9 protein-coding genes are annotated in these 12601 nt (G+C 64.8%); 2 read left to right on the top strand and 7 right to left on the bottom strand.

The features are described 5' to 3' along the window. A partial coding sequence (locus tag OXC99_05240) for a leucine-rich repeat domain-containing protein (protein ID MCY4624391.1) occupies nt 1–1867 on the bottom strand: 1867 nt, incomplete at its 3' end. Between the two features lie 933 nt (nt 1868–2800). Between OXC99_05240 and OXC99_05235 the strand changes: the two genes are divergently transcribed. Continuing rightward, the gene (locus tag OXC99_05235) at nt 2801–4333 is read left to right on the top strand and encodes an inositol-3-phosphate synthase (protein MCY4624390.1); all 1533 of its coding nucleotides are present in this window, start codon (nt 2801–2803) and stop codon (nt 4331–4333) included. An 80-nt stretch (nt 4334–4413) separates the two neighbouring features. Here the strand turns inward: OXC99_05235 and OXC99_05230 are convergent, their stop codons facing one another. Beyond that, the gene (locus OXC99_05230) at nt 4414–5298 is read right to left on the bottom strand and encodes an alpha/beta fold hydrolase (protein ID MCY4624389.1); all 885 of its coding nucleotides are present in this window, start codon (nt 5296–5298) and stop codon (nt 4414–4416) included. 154 nt (nt 5299–5452) lie between these two features. Here OXC99_05230 and OXC99_05225 point away from each other — a divergent pair, with 154 nt between their 5' ends. Then, the gene (locus OXC99_05225; protein ID MCY4624388.1) at nt 5453–6583 is read left to right on the top strand and encodes an LLM class flavin-dependent oxidoreductase; all 1131 of its coding nucleotides are present in this window, start codon (nt 5453–5455) and stop codon (nt 6581–6583) included. A gap of 85 nt (nt 6584–6668) precedes the next feature. On the opposite strand, the gene OXC99_05220 is transcribed toward OXC99_05225, so the two are convergent. From OXC99_05220 to OXC99_05200, 5 genes are all read right to left on the bottom strand, one after another. Beyond that, on the bottom strand, nt 6669–7163 hold the full coding sequence (locus OXC99_05220) for a hypothetical protein (GenBank protein MCY4624387.1): 495 nt from the start codon (nt 7161–7163) through the stop codon (nt 6669–6671). A 45-nt stretch (nt 7164–7208) separates the two neighbouring features. Continuing rightward, the gene (locus tag OXC99_05215) at nt 7209–8657 is read right to left on the bottom strand and encodes an MFS transporter (GenBank protein ID MCY4624386.1); all 1449 of its coding nucleotides are present in this window, start codon (nt 8655–8657) and stop codon (nt 7209–7211) included. Between the two features lie 119 nt (nt 8658–8776). After that, nucleotides 8777–9685: a hypothetical protein gene (locus tag OXC99_05210; protein ID MCY4624385.1), complete on the bottom strand. Its 909-nt coding sequence runs from the start codon at nt 9683–9685 to the stop codon at nt 8777–8779. A gap of 42 nt (nt 9686–9727) precedes the next feature. Further along, the gene (locus tag OXC99_05205; GenBank protein ID MCY4624384.1) at nt 9728–10300 is read right to left on the bottom strand and encodes a sigma-70 family RNA polymerase sigma factor; all 573 of its coding nucleotides are present in this window, start codon (nt 10298–10300) and stop codon (nt 9728–9730) included. Nucleotides 10301–10421: 121 nt separating this feature from the next. Next, entirely contained in the window at nt 10422–12560 is a 2139-nt protein-coding gene (locus OXC99_05200) for a thioredoxin domain-containing protein (protein ID MCY4624383.1), read from the bottom strand. Between the last annotated feature and the right edge of the window lie 41 nt (nt 12561–12601).

The raw sequence follows: 12601 nt of genomic DNA, 5'->3' as shown, positions 1-12601 counted from the left end.
CCGCCGCAGGCACCTCCCCTCTCAACTGGGTGCTGTTGAGACCCAGATATCGCAGGCCGGGGAGGTTGCCCAACGCCGGCGGCAGCTCCCCGCTCAACTGGTTGCTGCTGAGACCCAAAGATCGCAGGTCGGGAAGGTTGCCCAACTCCGGCAGTATCTCCCCGCTCAACTCGTTGCCGCTGAGGTCCAGATCTTCCAAGTTGGCGAGGTTGCCCAACTCCGGCGGCAGCTCCCCGCTCAACTGGTTGCTGATGAGACGCAGCCTTTCCAGGCTGGCGAGGTTGCCCAACTCAGGCGGCAACTCCCCGCTCAACTGGTTGCTGCTGAGGTGCAGCCTTTCCAGTCCGGCGAGGTTGCCCAACGCCGAGGGCAGCTCCCCGCTCAACTGGTTGCCGTCGAGCCATAGCTGTCGCAGGTTGACGAGATTGCCCAACTCCGGCGGCAGCTCCCCGCTCAACTGGTTGTTGCCGAGGTCCAGATTTTCCAAGTTGGTGAGGTCGCCCAACTCCGGCGGCAGCTCCCCGCTCAACTGGTTGCTGCTGAGGCGCAAGGATGTGACAGGGCCTTGGGCTTCGACGGTGACGCCGTGCCAATTCCTCAATGGCTCACTGCTCAGCCAGTTGTCACTGTTGCTCCAGGATTGGCCGTCCGTGGCGTGGTACAGGGCGACTAGGGCTTCTCTTTCAGTAGCGGCCGAGGGGTTCGTGGTTGCGGGCGGGGTGGCCTCCGGGCAGAACGGCGCATCGGGGTAGTAACGCAAGTGGTCTTGCAAAACTGTTGGCACACACCCGCTCAGATCGTTGCCTGATAGGTTCAACTCTCGCAGGCTGGCGAGGTTGCCCAACTCCGGCGGCATCTCCCCGCTCAACTGGTTGCCGTCGAGCCATAGCTGTCGCAGGTTGACGAGATTGCCCAACTCTGGCGGTATCTCCCCGGTTAGCTCGTTGTCGCTGAGGTCCAGATGTTCCAGTCCGGTGAGGTTGCCCAACTCCAGCGGTATCTCCCCGGTTAGCTCGTTGTTGCCGAGGTCCAGACCCCACAGATTGGCGAGGCAGCCCAACTCCGGCGGTAGCTCTCCGCTCAACTCGTTCCAGTGGAGGTCCAGAACTTCCAAGCTGGCAAGGTTGCCCAGCTCCGGGGGTATCTCCCCGCTCAATTGGTTGCTGCTGAGACCCAACGAGTTCAGGCTGCCGAGGTTGCCCAACGCCGATGGCAGCTCCCCGCTCAACTGGTTGCTGATGAGGTACAGCAATTCCAAGCTGGCGAGGTTGCCCAACTCCGGCGATATTTCCCCGCTCAACTCGTTTTCGCCGAGCAATAGCTCTCGCAGGGAGGCGAGGTTGCCCAACTCCGGCGGCATCTCTCCACTCAACTCGTTATCGCGGAGGTTCAGAACTTCCAAGCGAGCAAGATTGCCCAACTCCGGCGGTACCTCTCCGCCCAACTCGTTCTCGTGGAGGTCCAGAACTTCCAGGCGGGCGAGGTTGCCCAACTCCGGCGGCAGCTCCCCGCTCAACTGGTTGCCGCTGAGGTTCAGCACTTCCAGGCGGGCGAGGTTGCCCAACGTCGGCGGCAGATCTCCGCCTACCCAGTTGCCGCTGAAGGGCAGCGTTGGCTGATTGCCCGGGGACGCTCTCAGCCGGTTGGCGCTGAGGTCCAGTTCTACGACGCGACCCTCTGGGTCAACCGTGACGCCATACCATTCTCCAACTGGCTCGCTGCTCAGCCAGTTATCGCTGTTTTCCCAAGATTCGCCGTTGGCGGCGTGGAACAGTGCGATTAGCGCTTCCTTGTCGCCATCCGCCGAGGTCTGCGCTGAGGGTGTCGCAGTGGGAGCCGGAGAGGGAGACGGGATCGCTTCCCGCATACCAACCGAGGTACACACCAAGACCTGCGCTAAAGGTGTCGCAGTGGGAGCCGAGGCCGTCCCCGGGGCATGGGCTGGGGCAACTGCTGTCGACGCCGGGGCTGGAGGCGTCGCGATTGGGGTCGAGGCAGCCTGGGGGGAGTCGACAGGTTCCGCCGGATCCTCCTCTTCGCATCTCACAGCGGAAATCAACAGGACCAACGCAACGGCACAAACCGGCAGGGTACTCCGGAGGTGATACAACACCCTCCGTTTCGGCGTGAATGCCAATCTTCCCTCCGCTCCGGAATGAGCAGGCCCCATTACTCAATGAGTTGTCAAGGGAAACGACCTTGGCCGGGCACGTCCGTAATCGCCTGTCGCATCGGCCCAATGATGGGCGGTTCGGCCATCGCGTTTAATTATGACGCCTTCACCGTCATGATGGTTCCATCTCACTACGACACGATGTAGGTCCGGGTTGATGTTTCGGCATTGTACGGGCTTGGCTGTGCTATGGCAAAGATTGTTGCCACATCGCCAATTCGTTCGCATGACCATACAACAGGCTTAGGGCGAACGGGTCTGTCAGCATTCTCCCCGCCCTCTGTCACGGTGACCTTGCCCTGACTCTCTCCTCTTCGCTACTGTCCCCATGCGCGGCGTTGTATGGTTGTCTGCCTTGGCGCCCTGATGAACAAAAAAATACGTTCGTGCCTCCAACAGAACTTTTTGCAACAATTCAAATTCGTAGCTGAGAGCGACGCCTACAGCTATACGACTGTTTGATGAACAATTCTGTTTCTGTAGCTGCTGTTGTGAGTTGTCTCCTCGGAACAATCTCCCTCATCGTACTTACGGGTACTGAAACAACTGTTTGTTCCACTGCAACATTGTGGCCGTCTCATGTCGTCCCACTTGATGATTACCGGAAAAATTGGTAGTATCAATGCCATGAGTACACAACAGAACTCCGCAGAAAAGGTCATTCACAAGTTTGGCGGGCAGACCGCCCTTGCACACCTCATCGGGAAGCGGCAGAGCACGGTGCAGCACTGGGCCAAGACCGGCCGCGTGCCGGCCCACTGGCACGAGACGCTCATGTCGCTGGCCCGAGGGAAGGGCATCGCGCTGGAGGCCAAGGACTTCCTGCCGTCCAATGCGCCGGAGATTGCGCCGGCGGACGGTCGCCTCGGCGTGCTGCTCGTGGGTCTCGGCGCCGTGTCGTCGACGCTCATCGCGGGCGTGGAGCACGTGCGGCGCGGCATGGGCCAGCCGGTCGGGTCGATCACGCAGATGTCGACCGTCCGCGTGGGGAAGCGCACGGAGGGCAACTCCCCGATGGTGAAGGGCCTGGTGCCGCTGGCGAGCCTCGACCAGCTGGTCTTCGGGGCGTGGGACCCGATCCCGGACAACGCCTACGAGGCGGCGCTCAAGGCGGGTGTGCTGAACCAGTACGAGGACATCGAGCCCATCGCCGACTTCCTGAAGGGCATCGAGCCGATGCCCGCCGCGTTCGATAGCGACTACGTCAAGCGCATTTCCGGCGCTAACGTGAAGACCGGGGACACGAAGCTCGACCTCGTGGAGCTAATCCGCGAGGACATTCGCAACTTCAAGAAGGCGAACCGCTGCAACCGCGTCGTCATCATCTACGCCGCGTCCACCGAGAAGTTCATCACCGAGTCTGAGGTGCACCAGGACATCGAGCACTTCCTGGGCGGGCTGCAGGAGAACGATGAGAACATCGCGCCCTCGATGCTGTACGCCTACGCGGCGATGCTGGAGGGCGTGCCCTTCATAAACGGCAGCCCGAGCCTCTCGGTGGACGTGCCGGTCATCGAGCGGCTGGCGGTCGAGAACGGAGTGCCGATTGGCGGGAAGGACTTCAAGACGGGGCAGACGCTGGTCAAGACGGTGCTGGGCCCGATGCTGAAGGCGCGCATGCTGGGCATAGAGGGCTGGTTCTCGACCAACATCCTCGGCAACCGCGACGGCGAGGTGCTGGATGAGCCGGAGAACTTCCGCACCAAGGAGGAGTCAAAGCTGGGGGTGCTGGAGTACATCCTGCAGCCGGAGCTGTACCCGGAGCTCTACGGCGACGCGTACCACAAGGTGCGGATCAACTACTACCCGCCCCGCGGCGACAACAAGGAGGGGTGGGACAACATCGACATCTTCGCGTGGCTGGGGCGCCGGATGCAGATCAAGGTGAACTTCCTGTGCTCGGACTCGATTCTCGCGGCGCCGCTGGTGCTGGACCTGGCGCTCTTCATCGACCTGGCCAAGCGGGCGGGCATGGGCGGCATCCAGGAGTGGCTCTCGTTCTACTTCAAGAGCCCGCACCACGCCCGCAACCTGTACCCGGAGCACGATCTTTTCATCCAGCAGACCAAGCTGAAGAACACGCTTCGCTGGATGGCCGGGGAGGAGCAGATCACGCACCTGGGCATGGACTACTACGTGGAGGCGGAGGCGGTTCCGTAGCGTCGGCATTTTCACTGGACAAGTAGCAATGGGGAGCGAACTTTCGCTCCCCATTGCTATTTTGTGGCGTCACGGGGTTGTCACAGACCCCGCAGCCAGGCCTCTGTGACGTCCCAGACCTCCTGACGGTGCTCCGAGTAGGAGTGGTTTGCACCCTCGATGTAGGCGAAGGTGAAGTTCTCGACCTCGCCGTCCAGCCGCTGCAGCTCCTCCGGCAGGCCCCAGAAGGGGAACTGCTCCAGAGGCTCGGCGGTGCCGACTACGCAGAAGAGGGGAACCGTCACCTCCGGGATGCGGGTGACGACATCGTACTGCTCGGCGGGGCCGTACTTGTCGACGTAGGTGCCAGCGCTGACGAGGAGCGGCACGGGGAACTCGACCTGGATGAGCTGCTCTGCGTCGCCCTTGTCCACGTAGGACTGCGCGAGGGCGCAGGTCTCGTTGTAGCGCACCCCCGCCTCCTCCTCGGTGCCCCACGTGCCGACGTTGGAGTAGAAGCTGTAGCTGAAGCGCGGAGGGGAGCCGGCGATGACACAGGTCACGCGCGCGTCGCGCTCGACGGCGGCGTGGTAGATGGACTTGACGGCGCCGAGGCTGTGGCCCCACACGCCGATGCGCTCGTAGCCCTGCTCCTGCGCGAAGTCGAGCCAGGCGTTCCAGTCCTGGCGGCAGTCGTCGATGATCTCGTACGCGGCGCCGAAGCGGGTGCGCCGGCCGTCGCGGACGGCGTTGCTGACGGCGTCGTGGCCGCGGTTGTTGACGCGGATGGTGGCGCAGCCGTTCTCCAGCAGTTTGGGAACGAAGCTCTCGAAGGGGCCGGAGCCGTAGAAGTTGCCGCCGACGCCGTGGTGGAGGACCATGACATCGACGGGCAGGCCATTGCCCGATGAGGCCTCCGGCGTTCGCCAGACTCCGTCCAGCCGCACGCCGTCACTGGCGCGCACGTTCACCAATTCTGTGCTCATGGCGATGCCCTCCTTTCGCGCTGTGGGCGCATGATAGCACCTCGGCGCGGGGGTGGGGCGGGGTGGGTACAAGCGTCCCTGACTCCCGCACGTTGACACCCCCGCGCGCGGCGCACACACTTGAGCAATCCCATTGCCATGAAGGGGTCTTGGTATGAAATTCGGCCTGTTCTACGAGTGGCCCAACCCGGAGGTCAGGGACTGGAAAACCCTCTTTGAAGAGGGTATGGAACAGATACAACTGTCGGAGGAGATGGGGTTTGACTACGTGCTTGTGGCGGAGCACCACTTCTCCAACTACGGCAACTCGCCCGCGCCGCTGCTGCAGGCGATGGCGATCGCCGAGCGCACGAAGTGGCTGCAGATCGCGACGGCCGTTCTGGTGCTGCCGATCTGGAACCCGCTTCGCCTCGCCGAGGAGGTGGCGGTGCTCGACAACCTGAGCGGCGGTCGCTTCATCTGCGGCATCGGGCGCGGCTACCAGCCGCACGAGATGTCTCGCTTCGATATCGACTTGCCGGACTCGCGGCAGATCTTCCTGGAGTCGCTGGACGTCATGGTGAAGGCGTGGACGCAGGACGAGTCGTTCACGTACGACGGCGAGTTCGTGAAGGTCAATCACCCGACTACGGTATGGCCGAAGCCGCTGCAGAAGCCGCACCCCAAGCTGTGGGTGGCGGGCACCAGCGTCGAGACGATGCAGTTGGCGGCCAAGTGGGACATGATGCCCATCACGACGGGCCTGCTCGGCGCGGGCGGTGTGCGGTCGCACCTGACGTCGCTGGTGCAGGCGCTGAAGGCGGAGGGCAAGGACTACCACCGGCCGGACCTGGGGCTGCAGTCGATCACGCAGGTGGCGCCGACCATGGACGAGGCGCTGGAGGAGCTGCACCACGCCCGCTGGCAGATCCGCGCGGGCAGGGCGCTGAACCGGCTGGAGGTCACCGACGGGCGCGTGGCGTCCGGGCCGTTCGCGGGGGAACTGGACGAGACGCAGCTGCAGGAGTCGCTCTTCTTCGGCGACCCGGACACGATTGTCGCCAAATTCCAGAAGGCGGCGGAGCTGGGCGTGACGCACGTCAGCAACTGGATGATGTTCGGGAACATTCCTCACGAGAAGGTGATGCGCTCCATCAGGCTCATGGGCGAGCACGTCATCCCGGCGCTCAAGGACGTGGAGCCACCGATGTCGTTGTATGACGAGCTCGTCGACTTGCCGCCGGTAACCTCGGCGGAGCTGCAGGCGGCGCGCTTCCGCGGGCCTTCGCCGTCGGACGTGACGTAGGAGCGTCAGGGGGGCCCCTGGATGCAAGCGAGCGATTGCCTTGTGCGGGCTACGGCTGCAAATGGGGCGCCTCGGATGGAGAAGATCACCCGACTTCCGGGTGGGCGCTCCACGTTGCGAAGGGTTGATTGGTGGCCGCTAGCGTGACGGCGGCCACTTGACCGGGAGCGAGGTCCACAGGAGTCGTTGGGCCCAGCTCTGTCCCGTTGGAGAGGTGCACCTCGACCCTGACCCGTCGCAGCGTGGCTCCCGTGGTGTTCTCGACGTCGCCGGTGAAGGCGTTGGCCGCCGAGTCGTAGGACAGCTTCAGCCGAGCGCCTGCCCTGATCTCGTCGAAAGTCTCGTTCAACCCAAACTGCGTGCCCGACTCTTCACCGTCGCCGTCCGACTCCCCCTCGCCGTCGTGCTCGCCGGACTCGCTGTTGCCGCCGTGCTCGCCTGACCCTGCGTGCTCGCCGTGCTCGCCGGCCGACCCGCCGCCGTCGTGTTCACCCGACTCCGACTCGCCGCCGATGCAGCCCGGGAAGCTCAGCGCCAGGATGATGCCGGCCGACACAAGGATAGCGATGAGGTGTCTCAAGGGAATCTCCTGTCAGTGTTCGTTAGCGCGCCAAATGGCCCGCCGCTAGGGCAGCCGCCGGACGTTGGGCGTCTTCAGGAAGAAGTACAACGTCATAAATCCCAGCAGCGCCGCGCCGCCGCCGATGGCCCACTGCACGCCGATGTGCCCCGCCAGGATGGCGATGAGGAAGATGCCGAAGTTGGTGACGCCGAACTCCATCATGTAGACGCTCATTACCCGGCCGCGGTGCGCGTCGTCTGCGTTGGCTTGCACGAGGGCGTTGCTGAGGGCCATGCGGCCCGCTTGCCCGAGGCCCAGCGGGACCACCAGCGCGAGGGACAGGAAATACCAGGGCGAGACGGCGAATGCCATCAGCGTTATCGCCGTCAGCATCAGGCTTGCCAGGAACATCACGCCTCGCGTGCCCGGCGGCAGCGCCGCGATGAACAGCGAACCCGCCAGCGCGCCGATCCCCGAGACTGTCATGAGCAGCCCCAACCGGAAACTGGACTTGGCGAACAGGTCAGGGACGGATTCAAGGAGCCCGCCGACCAGCGGCAGCCGGGTCATCCACATCAGCGACTGCGCTTCCACCGTGATGATGTCCTTGGTGAAGATGGGCAGCAGCATCATGTAGGGCATCGAGAGCACCACTGCGATGAGCGTCACCACCAGCAACGCCGGCAACACCGGGCTGTCCTTGATATACCTGAGGCCGTCCTTGACGTTGTCGAGGGCATTCATTCCGGCGAGCGACGTCGTTCCCGAGATGGGCAGAGACAACGCAAAGACCGTCGCGACGATGTACAACACCGTCATGACGTAGTAGACGGACTCGATGCCGATCACCGCGATCATCAGCCCAGCGATTCCCGGCGCAGTCAGCCGGTTGAGGTTCATGCCCGCGGTGTTGAGGGCGACGGCGTTGGTCAGCCCCTGTTCTCCTACCAACTCCGGAATGACGGCCTGCCGGGAGGGCATCATCAGGGCCATGATCATGCCCTGCATCACCGATGCCACGATGAGGAGCTGCCAGTTGATGAGGTTGGTGGTAATGAGGGCGGCGACCGCCAATGCCAATGCGGCAGAAGCTACCTGTCCGGCAATGAGCACGTATTTCTTCTGCACCCGGTCCGCAATGACGCCGCCGTAGAGGGACAACATGAGCATGGGGAGGCCGTTGGCAAGGCTCACCGCGCCCAGGAGCGTCGCGGACCCGGTGAGCTCGTACATGAACCAGGAGCGGGCGACCATCTGCATGTTCATGGCGCCCATCTGGCCCATCATGGCGGCCATGAAGAGGCGGAAGTGCGGGTTTCTGAGGGAAGCGAACATGCGCCCGGTGAGGGCGGCCCGGCCACGCTCGGCGTGGTCGACGTAGTGGGGCATCGAGGCGTCGCCGCGCCGCGGCGCCCTTGAATTGGAGCCTTCGACGGCTACTGACGATTGAGGATCCTCGTCGGGGTCCCCATCGCGTTCCGCTACTGTTTCTTTGTCATCAGGTGCGCTCATGCCACAGGGCCACGAGGGGGCCTCATTGGGAGGGGATCCCTGGGCCTAAAGCCTCCAGCGGGGGAATGGAACTCGTATTCTAACACAGCGGGGATGGCACGGCGGCCCGTTGCCCTGCATCAGGCGATGATGGAGCGGAAGATCACCAGCGCCCACTCTTGCTGCTCGGGGGCCAGCGCCTCACCAGTGAGACGCAGGGTGCCCGACGGGAGCTGCAGGGTCATGAGCAGGTCTCCCATCGTGCCCTTGGGCGGCGCCACGATGAAGGCCAGGTTGCCGATGACGTACTCGTCCCACATGCGCTGCCTGTGCTCCGCGGCTTCGGACTGGGTGTTGGTGCGCAGCATCTCCGTCTGCGCGCGCTCGCCGAAGGTGTAGTGCAGCGTCACACCGCGCCCGGAGAAGGCGCCAGTCCATACGCCGTTGACGAGCATTGGCGCGCCCGACATCCAGCCCTCGGGCAAGTCGACCCAGAAGAGGTGGGTGCGAACACCGTTCTGCAGGCCCCACATCTCCAGGCGGAAGGGGGGCTCCTCGACCAATGCCGAGGCGTTCTGTGTAAGGCCGGAGCGCGCGCGCGGCACCGAGTCCGCCACCGCAGCGGGGTCCATCATGGCAGCGGCGGGCGCCATTTCGGCTGCTGCCGGCACGGGCGCGGAGGCCGGCGCGGCGGTGGGCGGCAAGGCGGGAGCGGCGGCCGCCATCGTGGTTGCCGCGGTCGAGCTGGGGGCGTCCGAGGCCATCGACTCTTGCGAGATGCTCGAATCGTCGAGGCCTATGAGGGCGGCGTACATGACGGCGCCAACGACTGCGACGGCAACGGCGGCAGCGGCGCCGGCGTAGACGCGGCCCATGCCCTGCGCCGCGCCGCCGAACATCCTGCGCCACCACGGAGCGGGCTCCTGCTCACCCAGCCGTGCAGAGACGTTTGCCCAGAGGTCTGATGGAGCGCGCAACTCATCACGCTCGGCTGCAAAGTGGCCTTGCAGCTTGCGCTCGAGGTCGTCGCGGCCCTTGTCGTCAACCAAGATTCGTTTTCCTCACTCGTGATCCACTGTTCCTGCCAATTATCAGCCCTCGGCCAATGCGTCCCGGAGCTTGTCCAGCGCCCGGGAGAGCCTGGACTTCACCGTGCCCTCGCGCACTCCCAGCGCGGCGGCGGTCTCGGAGACTGACAGCTCCGAGAAGAACCGGAGCGTGACCACCTGCCGCTGGTCCTCCGGCAGGGTCGCGAGCGCGCCCTGAATGCGCTCGCGCTCCAGCGCCAGAATGGCCGCGCCCGCCGGGTCCTGGGACTCGTCGGCGACGGTGATGGGCGAGTCGGGGTCGTCGAGCGTTGCGGCGTCGAGCTCGCGGCGGCGGCTGAGACTGATGCCGCGGTTGGTCAGGATCTTGACCAGCCACGCCTTCAGGGAGCCGCCCTGAAACGAGTTTATGCCGCGCCATGCCAACACCAGCGCGTCCTGCGTCAGCTCCTGCGCGCGGGCGTGATTGCGGGTTATCTGGTACGCCGTTCCGTACATCAGGTTCCCGTATCGCTCCACAACGAAGCGAAAGGCCTCCTTGTCCCCCGCCTGGCAGCGCCGGACTGCTTGGGCCTCCTCCAGGAGGGCCGCGTCCATAGCGAGGTCTGTGTTCGTCACAAGCTTAGACGCCTCCTTGGCGAAATCGGTTCCCAAACGCAGAACCCTTGTCCTAGCCGGTGCTTGGGGCGTCAGGGCGCCCCCACGCTACCGGAATCTCAAACGATTGGTCAAATTGCCTTTACTCTCCCGCCTCCGAGATGGGGTTCAGGCGCCATTTGGGCGGGAGAAGGTAGCTGTCGAGCTGCGATGGGTCGGCGGGCGCACCTGCTGCGCCGAGCTGCTCGAGAAGAGCGGCGGGGTCCGTGACCGGCAACTGGCAGGCGTAGTTCTGGCAGACGTAGGCCGTGGGGCGGCCGCCCACGAGTCCTCGTCCTTCGAGCAGCGCGAGTTCGTCCGCGATGGGGTCGTCCTCGGAGGCCATGCCCGCGACGACCTTGTTGGGGATGTAGCGGCTGTGGACGGCCTCCAGCAAAGCCTTTGTCGCAGCGTCCTCGCGGTCGCCGACCACCACGACTTCCCTGGGCGTTGAGAGGGCGTAGTCCATGGCGCAGAGCCAGTGGCCGTAGCCGATAGGCTGGTTGGTGACGGAGGTGCGCATGGAGCGCAGGGCGATGTTCGCTACTTCGGCGTACTTTGGCACGCCCGTGATCGTGCCGAGCCGCAGCAGGGCCAGCGCGGCCGATGAGGCGCCGCTGGGGATAGCGTTGTCGTAGAAGTCCTGGGGGCGCATCAGGAGCTCCTCGTGGTCGCTGCCAGTGCTGTAGAAGCCCGCGACGTCCTCGTCCCAGAAGAGCGACAGCATGGCTTCCGCCAGCGACTGGGCCTCCCGGAGCCAGCGGGGCTCGAAGGTGGCCTCGTAGAGGGAGAGCAGGCCGTCGACGAGGAAGGCGTAGTCCTCCAGGTAGCCCTTCAGCTTGACCTCGCCCTCGCGGTAGGTGCGGAGGAGCCGGCCTTCGGCGTCACGCAAGGTGGTGAGCAGGAAATCGGCGTTGGCCTCCGCTGCCTGGAGGTAGTCGCTGCGATCGAAGACTGCCGCGGCCTCCGCCAGCGCACCCAGCATGAGGGCGTTCCAGCCGGTCAACACCTTGTCGTCGAGGAAGGGCCAGATGCGGTTTTCCCTCGCGGCGAGGAGGGTTGCCTTGCCCTCTTCCAGTTCGGCCGAGAGCTCCTCCACGGGAAGGCCCAAATGCTCGGCGACGGCGGCGAGCTCCTGGGGGAGGAAGAGGATGTTGGCGCCCTCAAAGTTGCCGCTTTCCGTCACGCCATAGACGCTGCAGAAGCGCTCGCCGGCCTCCTGCCCCAGGCGCTCGAGGATCTCGGCGCGGCTCCAGATGTAGAAGAGGCCCTCGTGCCCCTCACTGTCGGCGTCGAGGGCGGTGTAGAAGCCGCCGGAGGCATCGCGCATGTCGCGGAGGATGAACTCGATGGTCTCCTCGGCCACTTTTCGGTACTCGGTGCGGCCTATAGCCTGGCAGGCATGGACGTAGAGGCGGACCAGGAGGGCGTTGTCGTAGAGCATCTTCTCGAAGTGGGGCACCAGCCACGAACGGTCGGTGGCGTAGCGGTGGAAGCCGCCGCCGAGGTGGTCGTAGATGCCGCCGCGCATCATGCGGTCCAGCGTCAGGTCGACCATTACTTGCGCGGTGGGCTCACCGCTGCGGTCGCCGAAGCGGAGGAGGAACTCGTGGACCATGGGCTGCGGGAACTTGATGTTGGAGCCGAAGCCGCCCCACTCGGTGTCGATGTGCGGAGCGAGACGCTTGAAGGCGACGTCCAGCACGGCGGGCGTGAGGTCCTCGTCGTCGCCGGCGAAGGCCGCGTTGTGGCGAAGGTGCTGGACGATCTGGTCGGCGGAGGCGACGACCTCGTTGCGGCGCTGGTGGTAGGCGTTGGCCGTCGCCTCCAGCACACGGCGGAAGCTGGGGATGCCGCCCCGGTCTTGCGGCGGGTAGTAGGTGCCGCCGTAAAACGGCTTCAGGTCCGGGGTCAGGAAGACGCTCATAGGCCAGCCGCCGGCGCCGCTGACGGCGACCACGGCGTTCATGTAGATGGCGTCCAGGTCCGGGCGTTCCTCGCGGTCAACCTTGATGCTGACGAAGAGGCGGTTCATGACCTCCGCGATAGCCGGGTCCTCGAACGACTCGCGCTCCATGACGTGGCACCAGTGGCATGAGGAGTAGCCGATGCTGAGGAAGATGGGCTTGTCCTCGCGGGCGGCCAGATCGAGGGCCTCGGGGCCCCACGGGTACCAGTCAACGGGGTTGTTGGCGTGCTGCTGCAGGTAGGGGCTCGTTTCCGCTGCCAGTCGATTGGGCATACGTCCTCCTGGGGCACATTCTAGCAGAGCAGGGCGCGAAC

Source organism: Chloroflexota bacterium (genome assembly GCA_026713825.1).
Taxonomy (GTDB): domain Bacteria; phylum Chloroflexota; class Dehalococcoidia; order Lucifugimonadales; family UBA1127; genus UBA1127.
The sequence above is the reverse complement of the archived record's forward strand: the minus strand, read 5'-3'. Positions and strand labels throughout refer to the sequence as shown.